Source organism: Sphingomonas sp. FW306-05-A, assembly GCF_058782275.1.
In genome coordinates this window covers 73,923-99,047 of the sequence record NZ_JBYSXN010000005.1, presented here as the reverse complement: position 1 = coordinate 99,047, position 25,125 = coordinate 73,923, and the positions used below count along the sequence as shown (strand labels likewise).

Genomic DNA, 25,125 nt, shown 5'->3' with positions numbered 1-25,125 from the left:
GTCATCTCGGACTGTGCGAGCACTTTGTTGCGCTTTGCTAGCGTGCGAGCGTTTTAAATGTCAAACGCTTTAAAACGAAACCGCACAGTGTGACAAATTTGTTATACTATTGGCGTAAGGGCTTCGGAAGAGGCGCTACACCTCCTAAACGATGCGTTGCCGTGCATCCTGCGCTGAAGAACATCGTCTGTTTCGTTTTGCTTCGTTAGGTTGCACGGGCCAATTATTCTGATAGCCTAGGTCGTGAGTGCCGCACTGGCGCCATGTTCTGGGGAGTTACATCAATGCCAACGCCGTCAATCGTTCTGCGAAAATCTGCGCGGTCGTTGGTCGTTTCTTTTAGCGTCCTCATGGTTGCCGGCCTTCCGCTTTCGGCACGTGCGCAAGACGCGTCCCTTGCCCCGTCAGGGCAATTCTCGGTTTACCGCACGACGGCTGCGCAGACGCCGCCAATGGGTTGGAACCCGTGGAACGCGTTCCGCACGGACGTAGACGAAACCAAGGTCCGTGAAGTGGCAAAGGCTATGGTTGACAACGGACTGGCAGGACGTGGCTATCGCTTTGTCAATGTCGACGACGGTTGGGCACTCAAGCGTCTGCCCGACGGGCGAATCCGAATTCGTGACAGCATGTTCCCGTCCGCTGCGGCGCAAGGTAGCGTGACCGGCACGTTCAAACCGTTTACCGATTATATCCACGCCCTTGGGCTCAAGGTAGGGCTTTACACAGACATCGGACGCAATACGTGCGCGCAGCGATGGGATGCCGAAAGTCCGAACCTACCTGTTGGTACCGTGGACGAGCGGCAGGTAGGTAGTTACGGCCATGCCGTGCAGGACATCCGGACGATCTTTGCCGACTGGAATTTTGACTACATCAAGATCGACGCGTGCGGTGTTGCTGATTACACGCCTGATGTAGCACCGGTGAAAGCAGGGCTTTACCAGGTCGCTGCACCGCTGATCGTACGCGGCAACATTCCCGCGTCTGATCCCCGCGAAGTCGAGCACCTTTATGCCGTACTGGGGGACGCGGTGCACAAATGGGGTGGCGAGGATGCCACAATGTCAATCTGCGCGTGGGGCGAAGCGCTCTCGCCACTGTGGGGCAAGGCGCGGGGCAACTTGTGGCGTACAAGTCCGGATATCGAGTTCACGTGGCAAAGCATGCTGGGCAATATCGACAGTGTGATCGACGGCGCACTCTATGCCGGGCCCGGCCACTGGAACGACCCTGACATGCTCGCGATCGGGCATGGCGATTTCGATGCAGCGCATTTGACCGAGGCACGGGCTCACTTCACGATGTGGACGATCATGGCATCGCCACTGTTGCTCGGCTATGATTTGCGGAAGTCACCTACCGCGCTGCTCGATATTGTCGGCAATCCCGAGGCGATCGCGATCGACCAGGATCCGGCGGGCAATCAGGGTGTCCCGTATCGTAACGGGGCGGCTATGGTTGTTGTACGGACCTTGACTGGTCAGGGTGCGCGGGCGGTTGCGTTCTTCAATCGCAGTGCGGTGCCAATCGTTGCAAGCGTCTCCTGGGCTCAGCTCGGGCTTAAGCCTGGGACGGCCGCGACTGTGCGTGACATTTGGACCAAGAGAGATCGTGCTGCGGTCTCCGACAAGATTAGCGTTGACTTGCCCGCACATGGCGCTGTCTTGCTTAGAGTAACCGGAAAGCCCAGCGATCCCGCCGCGGCATGGCTCGACGAAATGCCCGCACGCGTAAATGTCGCCGTCGACGGACTGACGCAGGCAACGGCTTTGCCGATGGGACAGTTTCCGGTGCGAATTGGTGCCACCCCGGACGGGTTGCCGATCCGCGCGAATGGAAACGAAGCACAGCGGGGCATCGGCGCGTTTGCCAATTCGCGGCTCGAAATTCGTGCCGACCGCGCGTTCCGTCGTTTCGCGTTCGCGCCTGCAGTGCTGAGCGGGCAGCAACCCGTACGCTTTCGCGTCTATGCCGATCGCAAGCTTGTGCGAGAGGTTGTTGCGGAGCCGGCGCAGGCCGCCATCTCGATCGATATGGACGTGACCTCCGCTAAAATCGTGGAGTTGGTAGCACTTGCGCACAGTGGAGCGGCGCGTCCGCCGATGATCGCATGGGGCAACGCGCGTTTCCTGCGATAGGCAGGCGTAGTGGTGGAGACATAACGAAACATAAGTTCGATTGAAGCCATCACACGGCACTGATACCGCCATCGAAATCGGCAAGGGAAAAGACGCGATGATCCGGGACACCAGCGAGCGACGGCAGAGGATCAGTACGCTCGTACGCGAACGCGGAAGTGTTCAGGTAGCGCCACTCGCCGAGAGTTTCGGAGTCTCGATGCAGACGATCCGCAAGGACCTTCGCTTTCTTGCAACACGCGGTGTCATGGAACGCTCTTATGGCGGCGGGATCAGCGCGGAAGCAGTTAACGTAACGGCCGAACCACCGGTCGAAGTAAAGCGCTCGAGCCATGCCGACGAGAAGGTGCGGATCGGCAAGCTGGCCGCGGCAATGGTCTCCCCGGGCGAGTCGATCGTGCTCGATTCAGGAACGACGACGTTGCAGATCGCGCGCTTCCTGCCCGATGACGAGGACATCACCGTCCTCACAAACGATCTTGATATCCTATCGGTGCTGGCCGCCAAGGAACGCCTCAACATCGTGATGCTGGGGGGGATGTTGCGTCGCAAGAACCGCGCGTTCTACGGTGCGCAGACCGTGGCGGCGCTGGAGAACCTGCGTGTCGACAAACTGTTTCTCGGGGTCGACGGGTTCGATATCGAGTGTGGTATCACGACGCACTACGAACCGGAAGCGATGCTCAACCGGAAGATGGTGGAGGCAGCGCGCGCGGTGATTGCGGTCACCGATGTCTCCAAATTCGGGCGGGTTTGTCTGCATCGGATCGTCACTGTGGAAAACATCCATCATCTCGTCACGGACAACGCGGTGCCGAGCGAGATCGCTTCTGCGGCGCAACGGCTGGGATTCAGAATACACGAAGCTTGATTCGTCTAGCCGCAGATATGTGCATTGGTGGTTATCGCCGGTCCGGGCGGTCCAAAAAAAGGACCGTCCGGAAACGTCCACTTTTTGCCGTTCGTTTACCATTGTCGTGCGCTCAAAGCAGGCGCTGGGAAGATCCTTTGAAGCAGTCTCAGTGTCTCCGAACGTACGCCCGCCCAAAGGTTTTTGCGAAGGAGACTCCGTCTCGTAGATCCTAGCAGGTCGCCTGGTTATACATGAGCCGATACCGAATCGGTGCGGAGAGCCGTGGACTGATGATCGTAGTGTCTTCTAAAAACTGGGGCCCAACGATTCGATACACTGTAGTCCGTTCGTTGTCGAAGGCATGGAACGTTAGCAAGACCACTTTACTGCTCGCTTTTGCCAATACATCGAAGACCTGCCCGTCGTTGAGCTTCCACTGCGTCGGCTCTCCAGTTTTAAGAGAAGAATCTGCGGTCTAGTTTCGTACTTGACTGAGAACCGACTTGGTGAATTCGAAATTCTGATTTCATCTCCAGGAGTGTTTGCCTTCCGCAGCCTGCGGGAGAAGTAGTCAGTGTTGGGAAGGCCGGCAACAGCGCGCGTGATTGCTTGCTGGACGTCGTCGCTCCGTTCACGGTCCAGGACGTAGATGCCTGAGCGCACGCATTGCGGCGGGCTCGCTATGCCAGAGGTGACGTTGGCAGCTCCGGCCGCCGCAGACAAAGCCCAAGAAGCATCACGTTCTCCTCAAATTCCGCTGCTTGCAGCGGTTGGTGTAGTGACGATCTGCCTTAGCGCATAGACTAAGGTCAAAGCTGACGCCACGATAGGGTGCGGCAGCTTGCCGCATCGCTGCCCACCTTGGGGATGCTGGTTCTGACATGGCAGCTTTCGTCAGAACCACGCCCTAACTTGCTCGTATTTTATCCTCCCAATCCAGCCATTCCACTTACGCCCACACACGGGCGCTCGTGAGAACGATCCGAGCTACCGAAAGCGGCCGTTCGTTCAACACGGCCTTTCCCGTTTCCCCATCTCCGAGAGGCAATTTTGAAAGAAAGTAGCCGGGAACGGTTTCGAAAAAGCGGGCAAACCTGCCAGCTGTCAGCGCCATCGGGCGGGCGCGCTTTGCCCCTGCACGTTCCGAATCATAAACGTCAAACCATGCGAAGCGGAACGTGATTGGCATTCGGACAGCAGGCTGAGCTACGGTCGTGTCGCAGAGGTGCTTGTCTTTTCGGGAACTTGCCTCTGCTGCTGCCAACCCACGACGAAGGCCCGGATCAAACATTTAGTAGATCCTTGAGGTCGATCACCGCCTCATTACGCTGCGCCGCTTTCGCGCGAATGTCTCAGCCAATCGCGTCGGCTAAAATCACCTGGCAGCTTAACACTTTGCTCACCGCACTGAACTAACTGTCGTGGCAAATGAAAGCCTTAGGAAGCAACAAGCCCTCGTCGGCGATCAGGAACATTCCAGCCCGCGATCTGCGGTTCTGTGAGAAGGCGGTTGCCCAGCGTTGGTACATGGGCAGCGAACCCGTCCCGAGTGCCTTTCTAAGCGCGCTATCGGCCACCTTCCCGTTGGGTGAAAAGTTCTTTATCGACAGTGTTCGTCGCTTCAGCAGCAAGGTTCAGGGAAAGCTCGCAGAGGACATTAGGGCCTTCGTTGTTCAGGAAGCATTTCATACTCGAGAGCACCTTGCGTTTAACAAGCTGGTTGGGGACACGGGCTATTCCACTACGGCGATGACCGAGCGGACCCGCGGAATTTTGAGACCGTTCCGATCCAAAAGCGCTCTTTGGCAACTCGGCCTTACCATGGCGCTCGAGCATTTCACGGCTTTGTTCGCACACGAGGTGCTGACACAAGAATGTCGTCTTGCGTCCGCCCCTGATCACGTTTGTGCCTTATGGCGATGGCATGCGATGGAAGAGATTGAACACAAGGCCGTGGCGTTCGACACCTTTGTGGCCGCAACCCGCCACTGGTCGAGTATACGACGTTACGCCTTTCGATGCCGGGTGATGATGGACGCGACCCGGGTCCTTGTATCGGTTGTCGCTCGCAACATGGACGACCTGTTCGTGCAGGATCGGTTGCCGCGTCTTGCGACGTGGTTGAACACGATACGCTACTTCTTCGGCGTTAACGGTGTCCTCACCAGCATGGCACCAGCGTATCTTGCCTGGTTTCGCCCCGGCTTCCAGCCATGGGATATTGATGACCGCGCCTTAGTTTACCAGGTTGCTGAAGAACTCGAGGTACGAGCCAAGGAGAGTCGATCCGTAGTCAGTATCGCGTACTGATGCGGTCGTTGCTACCTTCAGATGATATCACCGATGTCGCGCAGCTTCAGCATATTGCTGGCCTCTACCGGCCGCCAGTTGCTGCAGTCCTTGCTTCGCTAAGCATTTCCAGCATTGGACCAACCAAAGCGGGATTATGGCTTTTTGCGGTTCTGGTTTGCGAAGCCTGGACGTGGTTTTGCACGCGTCCGGCAACGACACAGATGCTGACTACTTGGCAGATGATTCATTACATCGCCTCCGGTGCGGTAACCATGCCGGCGTGGGCGACATTAGGCGTACTGTTTTGGTATCTCCCGGACCCGCAAAGTTGTACGATTGCTATCGCACTGTGGGTCGGTCAACTTCTCTACACGCAGCGGTTTGTTTACCAATCCTACCTAGCCATACTCTTAGGTAATAGCGTTATGGTCGGCACTATGATCGCCGTCCCGCTTATTCATCCGATACTTTTTGGCACCGAAAGGCTCCTGTTCGAGGTCGGCTTGCTGCTTTGTGTGGGATTCACTATCAGTGCCTCACTCGCCGCCTATCAACGTGTCCGATCGTTAGCGGAGCAGAACGCCGCCATCGCCCGTACCGCCATCACTGATGAGCTGACAGGTCTACCAAATCGGCACCGCTTTGACCACGTGATCGGGGCCGCTGCCTCAGTAGGAACGCCTTTTTGTGTCCTCTACATGGATCTTGATCGCTTCAAACTCGTCAACGATACGCTCGGCCATCAAGCAGGCGATGCCCTCCTGCGTCAGTTTAGCGGGCGACTACTAGAGGTCAGTCCCCCCGGCGTCACCGTAGCCAGGCTTGGCGGCGACGAGTTTGCCGCCTTGATTGAGGCCGAAGAGTTCACAGTTTCCGATGCTGAAACGCTCTGCCAAGCGATCCTGAACGTTGTCAAAGTTCCGTTCTCGCTTGCCAACGGCCAAGCGCATGTTGGCGTCAGCATTGGCGTCGCGTGGGCAGAGGCCGGCCAAGCTAGCGCTGAGGATATAATGCGGCGGGCGGACATCGCACTTTACACCATGAAGGCAGCCGGGCGGGCAGGTTACAGGGTGTTCAGCGACGACCTGGAACTGGAAGTCCGGAACCGAGCCGAGATCGAGGCCGCGCTACGCAAAACACTTACGTCCGCTGATAGCTTCAGCTTGGCTTACCAGCCCAAGGTGGATCGTAGCGGCGGTATCACTGGCGTAGAGGCCTTGTTGCGTTGGCGGATGGACAGCCGTCCGGTTTCCCCTGCCCTGTTTGTGCCTATTGCCGAAGAGGCGGGGCTGATCGTGGAGCTTGGTGAGTGGGTCATTCAGGAGGCGATTGAATTTGCCAAGCGCTGGCAGCCACTTTCGGTCGCGATCAACCTATCACCAGCACAGTTAAGAGACGACGACTTCGCCACCCGTTTACTCCGGCGCATTGAAGAGGCCAACCTCGATCCCAGCCTGCTCGAGCTGGAAGTGACCGAGACGACCCTTTTCGAATCATCCAGCTATGCGCTCGGTGCGCTGGATGCGTTGCGTGCGGCCGGCCTGCGGGTGGCGCTTGATGACTTCGGCACCGGCTACTCATCTCTGCGCCATCTCCACAACGTGGCTGTTGATCGTGTGAAGATCGATCAGTCCTTTGTGGCGGGGCTTGGCCGCAGCATCGAATCCGCCGCAATCATCTCGGCAGTTATACAGCTTGGCCATTCGATGGGCTTGCAAATTACTGCAGAGGGCGTCGAAACCGCAGCTCAGCGAGATTTTCTCGTGGAAGCGGGCTGCGATGAACTGCAAGGCTATTTGTTCGCAAAACCGATGACTGAAGAGGACTTTGCCGTTCTATTCCGCGCGAGTGGCAGGTCGCTCGCCGCTTAAACTAAACGGTTGGACAACGGAACCGTTTTACCACCCTCGACACAGTCAACACCAATTTCAATATCCGTATCTGTTTGCCCGTAAGCGGACAAACGGCCCACCATCAAAACCAAACCAGGCATGAGGTGATGAGTGTTCAGATAGGGTGCTGATAAGGCCCAATCTTGTAAGCCTAATTTTTGGGCTCTAAATCGCAGAGTTCGTGCGGGGGTTTCCCCGTTCGGGCGAACATAGTTCTCCCGAACGGGGGGAGGTGTCGCTCTACCCCTTAAGGTGAAAAAACCGCCGGGCGTTGACATAGTAGATCTTGTCAATCACGCCACGCGGCAAAGCTAGTCCAGGCGCATCCGCCTTGATCGCAGCGATTGGCTGGGACAAGGGCGTGGCAAGATAGCGCCAGTCGGAGCGCCACGCATCGTCCGCCTCTTTCTTGAAATTGCCGGTGGTCGGCGGGTTCTGGGCACGGGCCTTGGGATCTGCTGGACTGTCTGTCAGATCCGTACCGTACAGCAGACGATCCTGATATTTCACGAAGAACGCACGGACCTTGGCGTGGTTTGCGTTGGACTGAACCTGCACTTGGCTCATTCGCGCGGCGAGATCGACCACAGCATTGGGGTAACGGTCAAGGAAGCGCGCAAGTTCGTCCACGCTCCATTCGAGGCTGGCCATATGCGCACCATCAAAGGCAAGCTTGGGATGGCGCGCCACGAACCGGTCGCGCACCGCCATCAACTGCTCGTAGCTCGGCTCCTCGGGATGGGTATACATGTAATATTCCGGATGCTCGCGGAAGTAGGTGCGGTCATTCTCGGTCGTCATCTGGTCCAGTGGAAGCCAACAATTTTTTGGCTCGGCCTGATGGGCGATTAACGGGACGCCACGCGCCTGAATATGCGCCATGATCGGGTCGAACCGCGGGTCGTCGAGAAATACGCGTTTCCCGGCGGCATCCTTCGCGATCATACCGATATTCTTCCATACCTTAACCGCCACCGCGCCATGGGCGAAACCGGCGTCCACCGCGCGTTGCGCGCTTGTAGTCCAGCCCGGAGTGCCAAACCCGTCCATCGAGAAAGTGGTGGCGAAATGAAAATGTTTCGGGTCGGCAGCATGCATCTTGTAAGCAATCGCGGCTTGCTGCGCGAGCGGCGGAAAATCCGGGTAATCGACGTTGATCGACAGCAGTTCGAACCCGTCGTTGCGTGCTATCGCGGCAAAGTCGGTGCTGTCGCGATTGGCGTGGACGTGCGCATCGAGCTTGGGGACGCGTGCGAAATCGGCCTCGGTATAGGTCGGCGGCGGAGCGGCGCCGACCAGCGCAAGCGCTGCGGTTGCCGTGAGGAATGCTGTTAACGCGCGCATCAACTTCTCCAAATGAAACGTAACGAAACGATACTATGTTGCGTTTTGGTTTGCGCAAGCGATAACGATCGGGCACATCGTGTTCAAGGTCGCTCCCGTTTTCATGAGGTGGCCTAACTTTCGGGAGGCTGCAGTGCAGAGTTTCATCCTTTCTCGCCGTCGCCTGCTCGCGAAATTTTCAGGCACTGCCGCCGCCCTGTTAGTCGCGCCGCAGGCCCTTGCGCGCGTCGTGGCCAAGGGCGGATCGGCAGTCCGTCTGAGCGATGGCGTCCTGACGATCGAATTCGATTCAGGCCTCCATTCGCGGGTTTCGCGAGGCGGCACGGTCCTGACTGCGATGGAACCGGGCGAGGCGATCCGGCTCGCCGATGAGCAGGTCATCGACCGATTTCTGCTGCTCGATCAGACTCACGAAAACGTATCTGGTGTGCACGGCACGGGTCGCGTCCATCACCTCCGTGGAACATCGGCCGGGCGGATCGAGAAGCGTGTTTCGGTGACGTTCCTCGATCGCTACCCCGGTCTCGCGCTGCTTGACGTACGCTATCGCAACACCAGCGCCGCGCCGGTCGTCGTTACGGGATGGCAGGCGGCGACGCATGATCTACTCGCGCATACCGATGGCGCCTGGAGTTTCTCGGGAGCGTCTTACCCCGATCGAAGAGACTGGGTGCAGCGCGTTTCGCCGGGCTTCGGCCAGCACAACTTCATGGGGATGAACGCATCTGATTATGGCGGCGGTACGCCGGTCGCAGTGGTGTGGCGTCGCGATGCCGGTCTTGCCGTCGGGCATATCGACACCGCGCCACGGCTAGTGTCGCTGCCGGTCTCGGGTCAGCCAACGGGCACACGCATCGCGATCTCCGGGAACCAGCCCGCGCTGCTTGCACCGGGGGCGTCGCTCGATCTGCCGCCGGTATTTTTAATGGTACATGAGGGCGATCATTTTCGTCCACTCGACGCCTATCGTCGACTGATGGCCGAGCGCGGGCTTGCTGCTCCCGCAATTCCCGACGCGAGCTACGCGCCGGTATGGTGCGCCTGGGGATACGGCCGCGACTTTACGACCGCTGAGGTTCTGACGGCGATGGGCAAGGCTAAGGAGATTGGCCTTGAATGGGCAGTGCTCGACGATGGCTGGCAGACATCGGAGGGTGACTGGAAGCTGAACTCGAAGAAATTCCCGCGTGGCAATGCCGACATGAAGGCGTTCGCCAGCGCGATGAAAGCGGGGGGGATGCGCCCCCGCCTATGGCTCGCACCACTCGCGGTCGACCCCGGCACGGATCTGCTGCGCGATCATCCCGACATGCTATTGCTCGATGCAACGGGTGCCGCGCAGAACGTCAGCTTCTGGAATGCCTATACCATGTGCCCGGCGTATCCGCCGGTGGTCGATTACTTCCGTGGGCAGGTTCGCCGTATCCTGGGGGAATGGGGGTTCGAAGGGCTAAAGCTCGACGGCCAGCATTTGAATGGGGTCGCGCCTTGCCATAACCCTGCGCACAACCATGCGCGCCCCGAAGAATCCTACGAGAAGCTGCAGGATTTCTGGAAGGCGCTCTATGACGAGGCGATGGCGATCAACCCCGACGCAGTAATCGAGATCTGCCCGTGCGGCGACTCCTTCGCGTTTCATAACATGCCAGGGATGAACCACACCCCGGCCTCCGACCCAACTTCCTCGTGGCAGATTCGGTTGAAGGGCAAGACCTTCAAGGCGCTGATGGGGCCGTCTGCGCCCTATGCCGGCGATCACGTCGAGCTGAGCGACCGGCACAACGACTTTGCCACGCATTACGGCGTCGGTGCGATTGTCTCGACAAAATTTACCTGGCCGCACGATCCAGTCAACACTACCGATCCGTTGCCACCCGGCGGAATCGCGTTGACCCCGGAACGTGAGGTGCTGTGGCGCAAGTGGATCGCACTGTACCGCGCGAATATGCTGCCCAAGGGGGAGTATCTCGGCGGCCTGTACGACATTGGCTTCGATAGGCCGGAGAGCCACGCGATCCGCGCGGGCGGGGCAATGCACTATGCGTTCTACGCCGATACATGGGCCGGAACCGTCACGCTGCGCGGCCTACCGCCAGGGCGCCATAGATTGACCAACAGTTTCACCGGGCAGCCGCTGGGGACCGTCAGCGGTCCTGTTGCCAGCCTGCCGGCACACTTCGAGCATTTCCTAGTGCTTGCCGCCACACCGCTCAATCAAAAGGCTGCAGCATGACTAATAGCGCGACGTCGGGTAGCCGGGTATGGTTGCTGAACGCCTTGGCAACCGTCGTTCTGTGGGGAATCTGGGGGGCGTTTTCGGGCTTGTCGCCGCAGCATGGTTTCCCGGAGACGCTGGTATATTGCGTATGGGCGCTGACGATGATCCCGCCCGCGGTGATCGTACTGGCGCAGGCCAAATGGAAGCTCGACACCAACCCGCGCGCTGTCGCTCACGGCCTTGCGGTCGGATTGCTAGGCGCGGGCGGACAAATGGTTTTGTTTTACGCCGTAACGCGGGGGCCGGCGTACCTGATCTTTCCGGTCATCTCCTTGTCGCCGGTCGTCACGATTGCACTCTCCTTCCTGTTCATGGGAGAACGCACCGGGCGCCTTGGTGCGGTTGGAATCGTACTTGCTCTGCTCGCGCTGCCGACCTTCGACTTCGCGCCGGGCGGTGCTGCGTCCGGCGGGAGCTGGATGTGGATGGCGTTGATCGTCATGGCCTGTTGGGGGCTTCAAGCCTATTTCATGAAATCCGCCAATCGGGTCATGTCGGGCGAAAGCATCTTCTTCTACATGACCGTCACCGGTCTCGCGCTCGTGCCCGTTGCGCTGATGCTGACCGACTTTAGCCGGCCCATCAACTATGGTGCGGACGGTCCGTGGTTGGCTGCCGGAATCCAAGTCTTGAACGCTGTCGGTGCGCTGACGCTAGTCTTCGCCTTTCGCTACGGCAAGGCGATCATAGTGGCGCCGCTGACGAACGCCGGCGCGCCGCTCGCGACTGCCATCATCTCATTAGTCGCGCTGGGCGTGATGCCGGGGTCGATCAAGCTCGTCGGAATCGGGCTTGCCTTGGCCGCATCGCTAATGCTGGCGTTCGAGCCCGACGCCACAGGCGGCGATGATCCCGAAACCGACGGTACTCTCGTTAAATAGGTTTCGTTTTGCTTCGCTTAGTTGCGAGTTTGCGAGTGATGCGCTAATACATATCGACAGGAGAAGTTGATGGAATTGATTCGAAACATCATCGCGCGTCACAAGCACGGGGAAGCGATCGGCGTAACTTCGGTTTGCTCGGCCCACCCGTTGGTGATCGAGGCGACCTTCGCGCATGCGTTGCGGCGCGATGCGCCGGTCGTGCTAATCGAAGCGACCTCAAACCAGGTCAATCAGGACGGCGGTTACACCGGCATGGTGCCCGCCGACTTCCGCCGCTTTGTCGAGGCGATCGCACATCGGTTGGGCTTTCCGCTTGAACGGTTGGCGCTCGGCGGGGATCATCTCGGTCCTAATGCCTGGACTAGCCTGTCGGCGGACAACGCGATGGCCAAGGCCGAGACGATGATCGCCGACTATGTTCGCGCGGGCTTTTCGAAGATCCATCTCGATTGCTCGATGGCGTGTGCGGGTGACCCGAACCCATTGCCCGAGCGGACCATTGCGGAACGCGCCGCGCGACTGTGTCGCGCAGCGGAAAACGCCTTTTTGGGAGATACGGCAGACGCCCCGGTTTATGTGATCGGCACCGAAGTGCCGGTGCCCGGTGGCGCAGCAGAAGACCTCGAAACGCTCGCAATTACGACGCCCGAGGCTGCACTGGCGACGCTCGACATGCATCGCGCGTTATTTGCGGAAAGCGGGCTTGCGGCTGCTTGGGGTCGCGTGATCGCAACGGTTGTGCAACCGGGCGTCGAGTTCGATCACATGAAGGTGGTTGATTACCGACCTGAGGCGGCACGGGCGCTGAGTGCCGCGATCGTGCCTGTCGACCACGTCGTGTTCGAGGCGCATTCGACCGATTATCAATCCGCTGCTTCGCTTGCCGCGTTGGTGCAAGATCATTTCGCGATCCTCAAGGTCGGTCCCGGCGTGACCTTTGCGTTGCGTGAAGCACTGTGGGCGCTTGATGCCATCGAAAGCGAGACGGTTGCGCCCGACGAGCGTTCCCATCTCCGCGACGTTGCGATTGCGCGGATGAAGGCCGAGCCGGGCAATTGGCAGAAATACTATCACGAGACCGGCGGAGCGCTCGATCTCCAGCTGCAATACAGCCTGAGCGACCGCATCCGCTATTACTGGCCCGACCCCGCAATCGTCGAAGCGCAAACCAAACTGTTCGACAATCTGCGCGCGCACGCGCCGCCGTTGCCGCTGCTCAGCCAATATCTCCCTGTCGCTTATGCCGCTGTTCGCGCCGGTACAGCGACGTTGGACCCAGTGGATCTCATTGTCGCGCACATCGCCGCGACGCTCGACGCCTATCATGGAGCGTGTAACCCCAATGCCTGAAACCCTTGTTGCGTCTGACCGACCGGCTACCAGCGACAATAGCTGGACGCGGCGCGAAATCCTGCAGCAACCCGCCACGCTGCGCGCTACGCAGGCCGTGCTAATCGCGACGCGCGACGCGATCGACGCGTTCCTTGCGCCGCTCCTTGCCAAGGCGGACTTGCGTATCATGCTGTGTGGTGCCGGCACGTCGGCGTTTATCGGCGAGTGTCTCGCGCCGTGGCTGACCGCGACGCTCGGCCGTCCGGTTGAGGCGGTGGCGACCACCGACATCGTTGGTGCGCCACACCTTTATCTGGACTCGAAGCGACCGACGCTGATGGTGTCGTTCGGTCGATCGGGGAACAGCCCGGAGAGCATCGCCGCGGTCGATCTGGCCGACGCGCGCCTGTCGGTCCATCATCTTGTCATCACCTGCAATGCCGAGGGTGCGCTGGCGCAGCGCGCCGGCCCGCACGGCCATGTCGTTCTTTTGCCTGAAGAAACACACGACCGCGCTTTCGCGATGACTTCGAGCTTCAGCGCGATGATGGTGGCGGCGCTGTCGATCTTCACCGGCGTGGATACGATGGATGCGCGAGTAGAGGCGATCGCGACCGCCGTCGCTAACACTTTGACGCAAGCCGATGGCATCGCCGTAGATCTCGCCGCACAGGATTTCGAGAGGGTCGTCTATCTGGGCAGTGGTGTGTTCCAGGGCCTCGCACGTGAAGCGGCGCTCAAACTACTCGAACTGACGGATGGCGCCATTCCGACGGCGTTCGATTCCGCGCTAGGTTTCCGTCATGGTCCGAAGACGATCGTTACTGCTCGAACGCTGGTGGTGGTGTTCGTTTCGAACGATCCGCTGACCCGGCTATACGATCTCGATATCCTCGCGGAACTGCGCGCGGACGGACGTTGCGGTGCCATCTTCGCGATCTCCGCGCAGGATGGCGGCGGTGACACGCTGCTGGTGGAGGGCGCATCCGCGTTCACCGAATCGGACCTGCTGTTCCCCTACATCGTTCCGGCGCAACTGTTCGGTCTGCATTGCTCGCTGCGACAGGGTCGTACCCCCGACCGGCCCAATGCAAGCGGCACGGTCAACCGTGTCGTGCAGGGCGTCCGCATCCATACGCCGGCAGCATGACCTTTTATCTCGGCGTCGATGGCGGCGGCACCAAGACTGAGTTCGTGTGCAGCGATGCAAGCGGTGCGGTCGTAGCACGGGCTTTGACGGGAACGACCTATCATTTGCAGGTTGGGCTCGACGAGGCAGTCGCCCGGATCGCGCACGGGGTCGGCGCAGTATGCGGCCAACTCGCGGTGGCGCCATCGGAACTGCGCTACGCGTTTTTCGGACTGCCGGCCTACGGGGAGGACGCCGCAGTGGATCCGTTGCTGAACGCTGCGTGCGGGCGAATTCTCGGACACGACCGCTACGCCTGCGACAATGACATGGTGTGCGGCTGGGCGGGCTCGCTAGCCTGTGCCGACGGGATCAACCTTGTCGCGGGGACGGGTTCGATCGGCTATGGCGAGCGGCAGGGGCTGTCCGCGCGGGTTGGAGGCTGGGGCGAGATGTTCAGCGATGAGGGCTCGGCCTATTGGATCGCGATCCAAGGTCTCAACGCGTTCACCCGGATGAGCGACGGTCGCCTTGTTGCCGGGCCGCTGCACAGTGCCTTCGTCGCGGCGCTCGATCTCGGCAGCGAATTGGATATTTGCGCACGGGTAATGGGAGAAGGGGGCATGACCCGCGACGCAATCGCTGCGCTTGCGCCGATTGTCGTGCAGGCGGCGGGTGAGGGCGATGGGCACGCCGCCGCCATTCTCAACCGCGCAGGCGAGGAACTGGCACAAATGGCACAGGCGCTACGCTATCGGTTGAAATTCTCGGAAAGCGAAACGGTGTTGCTCTCCTGGTCCGGCGGCGTCTTGACCAAGCAGGATACCGTGCGAAAGTCCTTCCTGCGCGCGCTGGAGCAGCAGTCGCCTTACGAACTGATCGCGCCGCGCCACGAACCGGGCGTAGGAGCAGCACTATACGCAGAGTTGCTCGAGCGATCGCGTGCTACCTGATCGACGCTAAGCACCGAAAACCGCGGTGAACGTCCGGCATTGGGTCTCAATGGCGGCTACCCTACCGAAGCATAGGATCACCAAATCAGGACTAGAGCTGACAACGCAACCAGCCCGAAAATTCCCATGACGATCGTCGGTATCCGCACGTAGCGAGACAGCCATATGATCAGTGCCAACCCACCAATGACGAATACGCCAAAGATGAAAAAGAGAGCCTCGAATGCGCTTGCGAGGTCTTGCCCTGCCGCATCGCCGCTACTGTCCCGGCCACCGAAGCTAAATGCTGCGAAGAGGGCAATGCTGCCTATGGCGACTAAGAAATGATCCACGTTCGACGATATCGTTTCCACCACGGTCTACGCGGATGCGCCGCCGCAGCATAGTTCGTCGGCGTCATCGAGGTCTCAGCAGCCTCGGCTTTGTCGTCGTTCATCCCACCATGTCGCCTTGAAAAGTTTCCGGGTCTCTACGCAACGTCGGTCAACTTATCAGCCTGATCGTTCATCAGTATCCGCCGCTGCCACAGTGGCGGCCATGGCAGATGAAAGCGGCGTCGGACCGTACGCCATCGATCGTTCCTTAATATTTGCAGAGAGATATGAAACGGAGTTTGGGTGCCGTAGGCCGTCCGAATGACGATGCGACTCGTCCCTTCGACCAACGCGTCAAGCGCCTGATCGACGTCGCCGGGTATGCCCTTGTCGGGTCGTCCGATCTTGGCGCTTTCAAGATCTCACCCCTCGCCCCAACAGTGGATCGCGTCCTCCTCCAGCGCCAGCGTGAACGCCAGCGAGAGGCCTAGCTGCACCGGATAGGTGGCAACCACCTCGAACGGCAAGTCGTCATGCCAATAGATATCGAGACGATGACGGCGTGCGAGGTTCGTAAAGGCGGCCCTTGTCGCCAGCTGATAGCTTGCCCAAGTGCGCCTGCCGTCTGCAATTACGCGCTGCGGCGAGAGTGCGGGTGGGATCGGCGACGTAACCGGCCATGCCAAGATCTGCGCCTCGCCCTGAGCGAACTCACTGTCTGTTATCATGCCGCGCTGGCGCATGTCGTCTAGCGCGTCGATCTCGTCGGCAATCGAGCGCATCGCGTAAGGCGGATGCCGGGGCGGAGCCACGGGCCGACGGGACGGCAGCCACATGACGACCGCGACGGCGATCGGGCTGGCGACGATCCCGCACACCGCCCAGAAGATGACGGAGCGGTCCTTTGCCGCGGCGATGAAGCTACTCAGCACCATACCGCTCAACATGTAGATCGCGATCGCGTTCATCACGCCGCCGCCCTCAGCGTCTGTGCGCGTGGCGACAAGAGAACGCCTGATGGCAGCGACGCGATGACATGCGCCGCCAGCGCGACCGTGCCGACGTTGGCAGCGAAGGTAAATGCCGACCCGTAGAAGGTGAAGTCGAGGTTCACTGTGCGCTTGGCCTGGTGGACATCCACGCACGCAATATCGGCAAAGGAGCGATGCTGCTGGCGAATGACGCGGAAGCGTAGTCCGTCAGGCTCGATGACCAGAAGCGGGGCGGCGTTGTTCATGCCGATGCCATACCACCATGGCAGACCTCGAACCCCCGTGAAGGTGACCAAGACGGGGATCGTGGCCGCGCCAGATGCACCGGTTACAATGTTCGTGACGGTTGCCTGCTCCAGTCGATCGCGCCAGCGCCGGCGGAAGAGCTAGCCTGTCGCTGAGATGAAGCCCAACACTAGGACGGGAGGTACGATAATCCGGGCCAGCACGATCGACAGCGGCTCTCGCACCGGCCTGCGCTGACCGGCCGCATCTGATCCAGAAACCGTACTCCTTCCACCGGCGCACGGTCCAAGATACCGCAATGCCACGGTCGAGCGACGCGTTGGCTGGGTTGTCGCAGTTCCATCGATCCGGCTCGATGTCACGATCCGATAGCGTCGGTCCAAGTCGCCTGTCAGCTCGTGCCGGAGAAGCAGCGATGGACCGGTTCTGGTGTTGTCACATCTTGCCTCGCTAGTGATGCCTGACGTCGTGTGTTGCAGAGGCTTTGCGACACAACCCGCAGGCCATGTTTGCATCATGGCAAGTTGCGCGTCGGCTAGACGGCATTCCCTGACGGGAGCGCCGAGTGGCGTCCCGTCGACAACGGCCAGCGCCTCCCAAACACCTGCTCTCTGCGCGTACCCGCGGCCGCATGCACCGGCGAGCAGCAGCGGCGGGATCAGCAGGCGACCTATTTGGCGTTTCATCCTGCTATGCCGCCTTTCAACTAAAGCGTTGCCAAAGACGATATCGAGCAGTGCTGTGGCGAATGCCTAGTCACCTAAATTCGCTTCGCCCTCATGCGATCAGCATGAAACCCAACTTGAACCGCTACCAATCCCTACGTTCGAGTTGAACAAACGGCTAGAATCGGAGAGCGAGCAGGGAGCCATGAATGACCCAGAATGGGTCCGCATCCTATCCATTTCCCGTTTCGGCGCCGCCTGATCGGGTACGGTCTTGTACCCGTTTGCTACCAAGCTCGGGGATCACCGCCTGTACGCTCTGCTACTGCTGCTTCTATCTCGTTCAGATCGGCTTGCGAAACCACGCCAGCCGTCAGCATTTTTCGCATGAGTTCGTCGACCAGAGCGGCAAGAAAGTGGATCTCTGCGCGTTCAGACGGAGTATCTTCGCCTTGTGCATTGACGTTCATATCGTATGTCTCCCAACCGTTACGAAACTATCCAAATGATCATGCCAAACCGACAACCGTGACCAGCGGGTCGCCCGAGCTCCCGTCAGCAAGGACATGGGCCTTAACGTCGTGAAAGCCTGAACGGTTCATGTAGCTGCTGATTAGCGATGCTTGATCCTCCATATTTAGAGCGCGCCAGATCGCGACGGCTTTGGTGGGGAAACAACGGTTGGAATAGCTCGCGATAAACAGGCCGTCCGGTACCAGCGTTCGCCGCACCTCAGCAAACATCTCGAAAGGGCGTTGAAAATACTGCACACCGACGCAGCACAGCACAGCGTCAAAGGCCTGATCTGCAAGGGCCAGAGTTGGTTGGGCGTTGAGGTCCTGCACGAACCATTGGTCAAGGCGCCGGTTGGCGGCGAGTTCCTCAACGTTCATACCGTGGCCCACGACATTGGCATAGGAACGGTCATCAGGCAGATGGCTGACCCAACTCGACATTAGGTCCAGCAAACGAGCACCTGTTGGTAGTTTGTGGCGATAAAAGCCGCTCAATGCAGCTATTGCGCTTTCGTCAATGTGTGCAACGAGCCGGGGCGGCGCATAGAACGCTAGGTCGTCGCCTTCGTCTTGCTTGGTGAAGGCTTGGGGCGGTATGTCGTCATTGATCATTCGATTAGCTTGTGACGGATGAGATCGATGCTGGCCACTACGCGGGCATAACCGACACGTATTGAAGCATCGTCGGATGATAAGCGAACACCGCATCGATGAACGGGCGTCCGCTTCTGGGACGCGACCGATAAGCGCTAAATGACCGGGTATGGGTCTTCGCATCGGCTCACGCTGCCGGTCGTGCGTGGCCGTTATGTTGCTCTTGCTGACCATCCTTGCGTCGACCCGTCCAAACGCGCAATGTAATCGCCTGTGACTTTTCTTGCCCTGCTACGTGTCCATCTCACCTACCTGTGGCAGCACCGTCGCGCTCTGCATCTAAATTCGCCGCAGCGGTTCACTGAATGGGTGCAACACCGCAAGCTTTACGACCGCGATCCTCGGCTGCCGGACCTTGTCGACAAGGTTGCGGTCAAGGAATTTGTCGCCCTCGCGCTCGGGCGTGACTGGGTAATTCCAACACTGTGGGAAGGCCGCGTGCTGCCGAAGGAGCCGCCGGCACCGTTACCGCTGGTGGTCAAGGCACGACATGGCTGCGGGCACATTGCGTTCGTGCGGACGTTGGCCGAATGGGAGGCGGCACGTTCGCAGGCGGAGTCTTGGGGTGGTATGCGCTATGGCCGCTGGTTGGACGAGTGGGCCTATGCGAGCGTGCCGTCGGGGCTGCTCATTGAGCCCTATCTCGGGCAAGAGGAAGTGCTGCCCATCGACTACAAGCTGTTCGTGTTCGGTGGCCGTGCGGCGTTCGTGCAGGTCCATCTCGACCGAGCGACCGCGCACCGCTGGATCGTAATGAACCGCGGCTGGCTTAGAGTCTCACCACCGACCGGCGATCCCGATCCCGCCCGCCCGTGCACCCTTGATCGGCTGATCGCTGGGGCTGAGCGGCTGGCGCGGGGTCATCACTTCCTCCGCATCGACTGCTACGAAGTCGCGGGAAAGTCGCTATTCGGCGAGGTGACCGTTTATCCGGGCTCCGGACTGCTGCCGGTCGTGCCGGCTTCTCTCGACCGATACATGGGCACGCTCTGGCGGCAGGCGCGAGAGGAGCTGCGCGATGGTTGACTATTCTACCTGAACGGACGGCCGCATTTGGGAAGCGTCCCTAAGCAGTTGAGTGGCGGGAATCGCGTCCTTTGGCTGCGAAGCTGCCGTTCCACCTCGCCCACTCCCGGACATCCACTGCACGCATCGTCCGTCTTGAAAGCGGACATCGATAGTCACCGCAAGGCGGAGCAACGATGCCCGTAATCTGCTAGGCATGCCCCATGAACGATGCGCCGCCTGAGAAGATAGAAGCGTCTGACGAAGACCTACGCTCCCTATGCCACGGGCTCGTCGGCTACGGCGTGAGCGGGCAGCAAGACAAGGCATGGGGCGTTTGGTTGCTGCGCCGGAACCGACCGCCTTTATTGGCCGTAAGTGACAGCCGAGACATCGTGTTCAAGTTCGAGGTTTTCACCTTGGCGCTGCGAGCGCCGGAGGAAGTTCTATCCGCTGCATCGGAGTATCGCAGCAGGATGGCTGATACCCTTTCTAAGCTGAACAATATCGGCATGACGGCGCTTCCCTTAGAGGCGCTGCCGGAGCACTTGCGCCCGGACGAGACACGCGCCTGGCCGTTCACGCATTGGCAAGTTGAAGTGTTGTGGCAACGAGACTGGACGATTTCGGCCGAGAAAGTTTCAGACGATTGGTGGGCTAACCCAGATACAGCATTTGGGGCAGTTCCTATTGGTGCGGATCATACCTGTCTCGTAGCCAAGGGCTTGCTATTTACAGGCACCAACGGAAGCCAATTGCTTGTCAGTCAGGGCGAGATGGCTCTTGATTTGCTCGTGACACAGGACCCGGAAACTATCCTAGCCGCAACGGTTGGGACACTCGCAGTCGGGGTTGAACGTTATCTTACCGGGCCCGATCCAAGCTTCTGACCATTCATTTATCAAGTTCGATACGCCGCTTTTAAAATTTCGTCGCGCAAAAGCCGCCGTTCCGCTCACCACCAGGTCGCGACGTTCAGGCACGGCCGGCGCGCCGACTGTTCGTCAAAGCCGACCGGCAGCTATCGGGCGGGAAAGCGGACGGACCGGAAACGCCCAAACCCGGTCGTTCAGTCTGTACGCGCACGATCCTGAAACCTGCCGTTCGAGCCATCATCAGATTCCCGTTTTCCATGTCCAGCAGGCAATTTCGGGAAAACTCGATCGGGAACAGATTTTGGGAAAGCGGCACGTTTGGCGACGATGAAACCACTGTCGCACCACGCTTTTCCCGCTGTACCTTCGTTTGCAGGAAATTCGCCGCCAAATTCGACAGGCGTTGCCTAAGCGCATAGCGTCGCGTCGTGATTGACGATGGCACCCACGAAGGTACGAAGCTCCCTGCCGCTGAATCGTCCGAGAAGGATCGGGAGCTTCTCGCGTGCGCTTCGGCGTCCGGGCCCTTGCCAAAAGGACCAACCGTCTTGAGATGGCTGCTTCGCATCTTCGGCGGCGCCGTCGCTGCGGCGGTCCTGATGTTCGCCGGATTGGTTGCCTACTTCTTCCTTGTTGTCGGGCCGCGCCAGGAGGCGGCTCGGCAGGATGCCAGGCGCGCGGCGGAGGCATTCGGGCGATTGACCGGGGTGGAGCGGCGTCTCGCCATCTACGACGCCTTCGCGGCGCAGATTTCCGCACATTATTACGATCAGTCTTTCGGTGGGTTCAACTGGCCGAAGCTCAGACGACACTGGCGTATCGAGGCTGCGAAGAGTGCCGACGACTGGCATCTCTACTGGGACGTGATGGCCCGACTGGCCCAGACCTTCCCGGTATCGCATGTCAGCGTGGAGATGCCGATCGCAGTAGCGAAGCGCGCGAAGGCGGACGGGGGTATCCAAACCCAATTGCCGGTCTCAGCGCCTTGTCCGGAACCAGACGGCGGGATGCTTCTCACTCCCATTCGACGCGGGAAGGAAATCGGGATCGAAGTGGGTGAGGTGATCCCCGGCTCTGCTGCGGCCAAAGCCGGTGTGGCGCCCGGATGGCTTGTACTGGAATATGCCAACAAGCCGGCCCCATCGGGGCGTCGGATCATGACTACGCTCCTTCGCCTGACGCCCGACCAGATCGGGAAGTGGGAAGGCGGCGGACGAGACGGTTTTCGCAACCTTGCCGTTCCCGATGGCTCGAAGAGCAAGGTCGCCTTCGACGTCGATTGTGGACGGGTTCGGTCGGCCGTCGAAGTCCGGTCCCTTGCCGGCGGCGTACGCTACATCCGGTTCGACAAGTTCGAGGCGGAACCCGTTCAAAAGGTCGCGGAAGCGTTGCGGCAGGCCGGACCGGCAGGTGTGGTGATCGATCTCCGCTTCAACAGCGGCGGGTTCCCGATGCTTCTCTTGAATCTTCTCCTGCCGCCGGGTCGCCCCGTCTACAGGACGATGGACGCGTCCGGCCTCGGGGTGTTCAAGACCGAGGCTGATGGCGATGCTGCGCCCTATGCCGGCCCACTCGCGATCCTGACCGGTCCTGCATCTGCAAGCGCCGCAGAGGTATCGACTGCGGTACTGAAGCGGCTTGGCCGTGCCATTGTGATCGGACGGCGAACGAACGGGTCCGTCCTCGGTGCCCCCACCTTTCCGCTCCCCGACGGCGGGCGGGTGCAGGTGCCGGTGCAGGACTTAATCATGCTGGACGGAACGCGCCTGGAAGGGGCCGGTGTGGCGCCAAGTCTCGTCGTCCTCGCTTCGTCGGCTGATCTTCGCGCTGGACGCGACACTGCGCTTCTCGAGGCGCTTCGCACTTTGAACCGTTCACGTCCGCCGACGTAGTGACACGAAATCGCGTCCCGATCAGACGTCGTTGAGATCGTGCAGTTTCGCAATTCCCATTTCACCATAGTTTTCGGGAAAGGGGGCGCACCGCTATGTCGGCTATCGCCATCGGCATTCCCGAAAACGGACGGTCCGCTCACCACCACATATTGCCGTTCCCGTCTCGATCCAGCACGTGCTTCGCCCGAAAGCTGACCGGCAGCTATCGGGCGAGAAAGCGGACGAACTGAAACCGCCCAGAACCGGACGTAAACGGCGCGATCGGCTGAGCTTGAAAGCAGGTCTTTCGCGCGGCACTGTCCTGCCTATCGCCAGTCTGGATGCAAGGTGGCCTACATGAAGTTGGTAAAATTGTTCGCTCTCGCAGCGCTTGCCTCAAGCGGATCGTCGCTCGCTGCTTCTGTCGATGTGAGCGAGGTAGATGACGTCATCAAGAATCTAGACCTGACTAGCTTTCCAAACTCGGTCGGACCTCGGCGGCTTCCCGGCAAATCGACATTCGCAGACTATGGCTTTGTCCGCGTAAAGAGAGCGATTGCGGGAGCGGAACTGGTCCGCGACGATAAATCATGGTTGATGAGCTTTAGGATAGTTTCTGCTAATCCGACGTTCCTGCGTCTCTGTTTCTACGACCGAGCTTTAGGCAGCCCAGGTGACGTGTTCGTGCCTACGTACAATACGACCTCTGCGCTTCTCATATCGAAATCGGAAAGAGGCGCGTGGACTGCAAAGCAAGTGCCGGCCGGGTTTGCAAACTGCAAAAACTATCCAGAGGAAGCTTGAGCGATATTTGGCCGAATAGCTGCCCTTCTCCTTTCCGCCAGGTCGAGCCATTCAGGTACCGTCGATCGAGGCGAGCCGCCTTAGGGGCGTCCGGCAGGTTCTGGCAAAGAAAGCGGTCAGGCAGGAAGCGCCCACTTCCGGACCTTCGATTGGTGCGCTAGGGCGCGGCCATGAAGCGGCTCGTTCTCATTGCCCTGCTCAGCGTGAGCTTGAGTGCTTGCGGCAGATGGGAAGCCAGCGGCAGAAGCGTTTCCCCCGATCATCAGGTTATCGCATCGATCGAGGTCAAAGTTCGTGGCGCGTCTTCTACCAATTCAACGCGAGTTCTCTTAGAGAACGCGAGTAGTGGGTCCGTGATAGAGCCGGGCGAAGTGCTGGCAGCGGACGGTGCGATCGTTGGCTTCACGCGGTTACGATGGGACGGGCCAGACAGTCTTCAAATCTTCATATGCGAAGCAAGAAAATACGAAGTGCGAAGCGTGTTGCTTCGAGAGGCTGTCACCCGCCCTGACGGCTCTGAGGACGCCATACGCGTGTCGGTAAGCAACCTTCGCTACTCCGACCAGCAGCGGCGGTGCGTCTAAGACAACGGCAGCTAGACTAACCACCACGTTCCGACATTCAGAGGGCAGTTGGCCGGTCATCCTGCCTGAAACCGAACCGTCCGCTCTCGGGCGGGAAAGCAGCCGGTCGGCTCACGCCCAATAAATGTCGTTCAAGCGCGCTTACCACAGGCCCGAAAGCAGACGTAGGAGAGGAGCCATCAGCCTGCGCGACGGTGAACCAATCAAAAAGTCCGCGACAAACCGATCTCCGTGAAGACGCGCTGATAGTCATATATCGCGACCGTCGAGACGTTTCTTTCGAAACCGAAGCGGACGGTCGGTGACAGACCACGTATTGACCATCGCCGTGCAATCAGGCCGGTGCGGGTTGACAAGAACCATTCGTGCCGCTTGTCAGTGAATAGAAAGTTACGTTCGTCACCTACAAGTCGCCGGGCCGTCGCCGAGGCGAACACCGTGGTGGGTCCCCATTCCCGCCAACCATAAAAGAGCGGGCCAAAAGACCAAGAGGCATAGCTGGGGTCGCGCGCCGTCTGCCGCGTCACACCCCCACCCACCGCGATCCCTGATCGGGCGGACAGCGCGTGTTCGATGCTGACGTTGGCATCGTACAGCGCCCCGTCCTGCAACCGGTTCCGATCGTACCGGATCGCGCTGCGGCTGACGTTTGCAGTAAGCTGCGTCGTCAAGCCCATCTGGTGAAGCCATTCGCCGGTCAGCGGATAGCTGTCGGCGAAGGCCTGCCCACCGTACCAGCGTTTGCCGATACCATAAGTTACGCCCAACTGATCCCGAGGTCCGCGCCATTCGGCGCCGAGCAGAGCGGTGGCGAGGATGTCGTTCGTACTGCCGCCACGATAGAGGTCTGCCGCCCCCGTCGCCCGCGCGATCAGCGACACGCGATCCGTGACGGATTGCTTGGCAAATCCCGACGCGCGCAGCCGCAAGCCGACACCTGAAGTTTCACGCGCATTGCGATCGAGCAGCAGCGGCGCAATGACCGTATCTAGCGTGCGTGCCTGCGTACCGCGATTGATGTTCGTATCGGGAGCGAGCGTCAGTTCGAAAGACCCGCCCAGCCGTTTGGGGCTGCGCAGCGCGCGCGAGAATTGCGACACCTGCTCGGCGACGTCGGACGGCAGCCCCGCGGCTTGTGCCAGCCGAAGCTGGCGACGGGCGCCGATCTCATCGCCGAGCCGGGCGAGCACCATCGCCAGTTCCAGCCGCACTCGCGCCGCACTGGGCTTGGCATCGAGCAACCGGCGATAGGCCAGCGCCGCCTCACGCCAGTGCTGTCGCGAGGCAAGCAATTGTCCTTTACGAAACAGTGCCTCGCTGCGCACCTCGACATCAGGATCGTGCGATAGAGCATCGTACAATTTCAGCGCATCGGCATCACGTCCGTCCGCGACCGCGCGCCCTGCCAGATCGAAGACGTCGATCGCGTTCAAGTGCTGCGGCGATCCAGTCATCTGCCCGGATACCGTACCGATAGGACAGGTGATCGCCACCAGCAG

Annotated in this window: 21 protein-coding genes; 13 read left to right on the top strand and 8 right to left on the bottom strand. The window is 60.0% G+C overall.

Features of this window, described 5'->3' with window-relative positions; translation table 11 throughout:
- Window positions 1-350 precede the first annotated feature (350 nt).
- Window positions 351-2,141: an NPCBM/NEW2 domain-containing protein gene (locus tag AC3WJR_RS19235; RefSeq protein ID WP_492727130.1), complete on the top strand. Its 1,791-nt coding sequence runs from the start codon at window positions 351-353 to the stop codon at window positions 2,139-2,141.
- 97 nt (window positions 2,142-2,238) lie between these two features.
- Window positions 2,239-3,012, top strand: coding sequence for a transcriptional repressor AgaR (gene agaR, locus AC3WJR_RS19230; RefSeq protein WP_492727128.1), 774 nt, complete (start codon window positions 2,239-2,241; stop codon window positions 3,010-3,012).
- 931 nt (window positions 3,013-3,943) lie between these two features.
- Here agaR and AC3WJR_RS19225 read toward each other — a convergent pair.
- The gene (locus tag AC3WJR_RS19225) at window positions 3,944-4,285 is read right to left on the bottom strand and encodes a hypothetical protein (protein ID WP_492727126.1); all 342 of its coding nucleotides are present in this window, start codon (window positions 4,283-4,285) and stop codon (window positions 3,944-3,946) included.
- Window positions 4,286-4,422: 137 nt separating this feature from the next.
- Here AC3WJR_RS19225 and AC3WJR_RS19220 point away from each other — a divergent pair, with 137 nt between their 5' ends.
- Window positions 4,423-5,304 carry a metal-dependent hydrolase gene (locus tag AC3WJR_RS19220; protein WP_492727124.1) on the top strand — a complete coding sequence of 294 codons (882 nt, stop codon included), beginning with the start codon at window positions 4,423-4,425 and terminating at the stop codon, window positions 5,302-5,304.
- Window positions 5,304-7,157 carry a putative bifunctional diguanylate cyclase/phosphodiesterase gene (locus AC3WJR_RS19215; RefSeq protein ID WP_492727122.1) on the top strand — a complete coding sequence of 618 codons (1,854 nt, stop codon included), beginning with the start codon at window positions 5,304-5,306 and terminating at the stop codon, window positions 7,155-7,157. Before AC3WJR_RS19220 ends, AC3WJR_RS19215 begins: the two co-directional genes overlap by 1 nt.
- Before the next feature lie 261 nt (window positions 7,158-7,418).
- Here the strand turns inward: AC3WJR_RS19215 and AC3WJR_RS19210 are convergent, their stop codons facing one another.
- Window positions 7,419-8,522 (bottom strand): amidohydrolase family protein, encoded by a 1,104-nt coding sequence (locus tag AC3WJR_RS19210; RefSeq protein WP_492727121.1) that lies wholly within the window; start codon window positions 8,520-8,522, stop codon window positions 7,419-7,421.
- Window positions 8,523-8,655: 133 nt separating this feature from the next.
- Here AC3WJR_RS19210 and AC3WJR_RS19205 point away from each other — a divergent pair, with 133 nt between their 5' ends.
- The 5 genes from AC3WJR_RS19205 (at window position 8,656) to AC3WJR_RS19185 (ending at window position 15,098) form a co-directional block, all read left to right on the top strand.
- Entirely contained in the window at window positions 8,656-10,755 is a 2,100-nt protein-coding gene (locus AC3WJR_RS19205; protein WP_492727119.1) for a glycoside hydrolase family 36 protein, read from the top strand.
- Window positions 10,752-11,681 carry an EamA family transporter gene (locus AC3WJR_RS19200; RefSeq protein ID WP_492727118.1) on the top strand — a complete coding sequence of 310 codons (930 nt, stop codon included), beginning with the start codon at window positions 10,752-10,754 and terminating at the stop codon, window positions 11,679-11,681. The genes AC3WJR_RS19205 and AC3WJR_RS19200 overlap by 4 nt, the downstream gene beginning before the upstream one ends.
- Before the next feature lie 69 nt (window positions 11,682-11,750).
- Window positions 11,751-13,034 (top strand): D-tagatose-bisphosphate aldolase, class II, non-catalytic subunit, encoded by a 1,284-nt coding sequence (locus tag AC3WJR_RS19195; protein ID WP_492727116.1) that lies wholly within the window; start codon window positions 11,751-11,753, stop codon window positions 13,032-13,034.
- A complete protein-coding gene (locus AC3WJR_RS19190) occupies window positions 13,027-14,166 on the top strand; it encodes an SIS domain-containing protein (RefSeq protein ID WP_492727114.1) in 1,140 nt (379 codons plus the stop codon). Before AC3WJR_RS19195 ends, AC3WJR_RS19190 begins: the two co-directional genes overlap by 8 nt.
- On the top strand, window positions 14,163-15,098 hold the full coding sequence (locus AC3WJR_RS19185; RefSeq protein ID WP_492727112.1) for an N-acetylglucosamine kinase: 936 nt from the start codon (window positions 14,163-14,165) through the stop codon (window positions 15,096-15,098). The genes AC3WJR_RS19190 and AC3WJR_RS19185 overlap by 4 nt, the downstream gene beginning before the upstream one ends.
- Before the next feature lie 77 nt (window positions 15,099-15,175).
- On the opposite strand, the gene AC3WJR_RS19180 is transcribed toward AC3WJR_RS19185, so the two are convergent.
- The 5 genes from AC3WJR_RS19180 to AC3WJR_RS19160 all read right to left on the bottom strand — a co-directional run bounded on the left by AC3WJR_RS19180 (window position 15,176) and on the right by AC3WJR_RS19160 (window position 18,442).
- Window positions 15,176-15,430, bottom strand: a complete 255-nt coding sequence (locus AC3WJR_RS19180; RefSeq protein WP_492727110.1) for a hypothetical protein — start codon at window positions 15,428-15,430, stop codon at window positions 15,176-15,178.
- A 404-nt stretch (window positions 15,431-15,834) separates the two neighbouring features.
- Window positions 15,835-16,380, bottom strand: coding sequence for an SHOCT domain-containing protein (locus AC3WJR_RS19175; protein WP_492727108.1), 546 nt, complete (start codon window positions 16,378-16,380; stop codon window positions 15,835-15,837).
- Window positions 16,380-16,649: a hypothetical protein gene (locus tag AC3WJR_RS19170; RefSeq protein WP_492727106.1), complete on the bottom strand. Its 270-nt coding sequence runs from the start codon at window positions 16,647-16,649 to the stop codon at window positions 16,380-16,382. The genes AC3WJR_RS19175 and AC3WJR_RS19170 overlap by 1 nt, the downstream gene beginning before the upstream one ends.
- A 953-nt stretch (window positions 16,650-17,602) precedes the next feature.
- Window positions 17,603-17,785, bottom strand: coding sequence for a hypothetical protein (locus AC3WJR_RS19165; protein ID WP_492727104.1), 183 nt, complete (start codon window positions 17,783-17,785; stop codon window positions 17,603-17,605).
- A 39-nt stretch (window positions 17,786-17,824) separates the two neighbouring features.
- Window positions 17,825-18,442: a class I SAM-dependent methyltransferase gene (locus AC3WJR_RS19160; protein WP_492727103.1), complete on the bottom strand. Its 618-nt coding sequence runs from the start codon at window positions 18,440-18,442 to the stop codon at window positions 17,825-17,827.
- 255 nt (window positions 18,443-18,697) lie between these two features.
- On the opposite strand from AC3WJR_RS19160, the gene AC3WJR_RS19155 reads away from it, so the two are divergent.
- The 4 genes from AC3WJR_RS19155 (at window position 18,698) to AC3WJR_RS19140 (ending at window position 23,042) form a co-directional block, all read left to right on the top strand.
- Window positions 18,698-19,510: an ATP-grasp fold amidoligase family protein gene (locus AC3WJR_RS19155; RefSeq protein WP_492727102.1), complete on the top strand. Its 813-nt coding sequence runs from the start codon at window positions 18,698-18,700 to the stop codon at window positions 19,508-19,510.
- Between the two features lie 203 nt (window positions 19,511-19,713).
- Entirely contained in the window at window positions 19,714-20,379 is a 666-nt protein-coding gene (locus tag AC3WJR_RS19150) for a hypothetical protein (RefSeq protein WP_492727100.1), read from the top strand.
- Between the two features lie 413 nt (window positions 20,380-20,792).
- Window positions 20,793-22,256 (top strand): S41 family peptidase, encoded by a 1,464-nt coding sequence (locus AC3WJR_RS19145; RefSeq protein WP_492727098.1) that lies wholly within the window; start codon window positions 20,793-20,795, stop codon window positions 22,254-22,256.
- 339 nt (window positions 22,257-22,595) lie between these two features.
- The gene (locus AC3WJR_RS19140; RefSeq protein ID WP_492727096.1) at window positions 22,596-23,042 is read left to right on the top strand and encodes a hypothetical protein; all 447 of its coding nucleotides are present in this window, start codon (window positions 22,596-22,598) and stop codon (window positions 23,040-23,042) included.
- Between the two features lie 787 nt (window positions 23,043-23,829).
- Here the strand turns inward: AC3WJR_RS19140 and AC3WJR_RS19135 are convergent.
- Window positions 23,830-25,080, bottom strand: a complete 1,251-nt coding sequence (locus AC3WJR_RS19135) for a surface lipoprotein assembly modifier (RefSeq protein ID WP_492727094.1) — start codon at window positions 25,078-25,080, stop codon at window positions 23,830-23,832.
- Window positions 25,081-25,125: the final 45 nt, after the last annotated feature.

Excerpts from the sequence above, each read along its gene's own strand:
- AC3WJR_RS19235 (WP_492727130.1), top strand. The coding sequence starts at position 351 with ATGGTTGCCGGCCTTCCGCTTTCGGCACGTGCGCAAGACGCGTCCCTT.
- agaR (WP_492727128.1), top strand. The coding sequence starts at position 2,239 with ATGATCCGGGACACCAGCGAGCGACGGCAGAGGATCAGTACGCTCGTA.
- AC3WJR_RS19225 (WP_492727126.1), bottom strand. The coding sequence starts at position 4,285 with ATGTTTGATCCGGGCCTTCGTCGTGGGTTGGCAGCAGCAGAGGCAAGT.
- AC3WJR_RS19220 (WP_492727124.1), top strand. The coding sequence starts at position 4,423 with ATGAAAGCCTTAGGAAGCAACAAGCCCTCGTCGGCGATCAGGAACATT.
- AC3WJR_RS19215 (WP_492727122.1), top strand. The coding sequence starts at position 5,304 with ATGCGGTCGTTGCTACCTTCAGATGATATCACCGATGTCGCGCAGCTT.
- AC3WJR_RS19210 (WP_492727121.1), bottom strand. The coding sequence starts at position 8,522 with ATGCGCGCGTTAACAGCATTCCTCACGGCAACCGCAGCGCTTGCGCTG.
- AC3WJR_RS19200 (WP_492727118.1), top strand. The coding sequence starts at position 10,752 with ATGACTAATAGCGCGACGTCGGGTAGCCGGGTATGGTTGCTGAACGCC.
- AC3WJR_RS19195 (WP_492727116.1), top strand. The coding sequence starts at position 11,751 with ATGGAATTGATTCGAAACATCATCGCGCGTCACAAGCACGGGGAAGCG.
- AC3WJR_RS19190 (WP_492727114.1), top strand. The coding sequence starts at position 13,027 with ATGCCTGAAACCCTTGTTGCGTCTGACCGACCGGCTACCAGCGACAAT.
- AC3WJR_RS19185 (WP_492727112.1), top strand. The coding sequence starts at position 14,163 with ATGACCTTTTATCTCGGCGTCGATGGCGGCGGCACCAAGACTGAGTTC.
- AC3WJR_RS19175 (WP_492727108.1), bottom strand. The coding sequence starts at position 16,380 with ATGAACGCGATCGCGATCTACATGTTGAGCGGTATGGTGCTGAGTAGC.
- AC3WJR_RS19170 (WP_492727106.1), bottom strand. The coding sequence starts at position 16,649 with ATGAACAACGCCGCCCCGCTTCTGGTCATCGAGCCTGACGGACTACGC.
- AC3WJR_RS19165 (WP_492727104.1), bottom strand. The coding sequence starts at position 17,785 with ATGAACGTCAATGCACAAGGCGAAGATACTCCGTCTGAACGCGCAGAG.
- AC3WJR_RS19160 (WP_492727103.1), bottom strand. The coding sequence starts at position 18,442 with ATGATCAATGACGACATACCGCCCCAAGCCTTCACCAAGCAAGACGAA.
- AC3WJR_RS19150 (WP_492727100.1), top strand. The coding sequence starts at position 19,714 with ATGAACGATGCGCCGCCTGAGAAGATAGAAGCGTCTGACGAAGACCTA.
- AC3WJR_RS19140 (WP_492727096.1), top strand. The coding sequence starts at position 22,596 with ATGAAGTTGGTAAAATTGTTCGCTCTCGCAGCGCTTGCCTCAAGCGGA.
- AC3WJR_RS19135 (WP_492727094.1), bottom strand. The coding sequence starts at position 25,080 with ATGACTGGATCGCCGCAGCACTTGAACGCGATCGACGTCTTCGATCTG.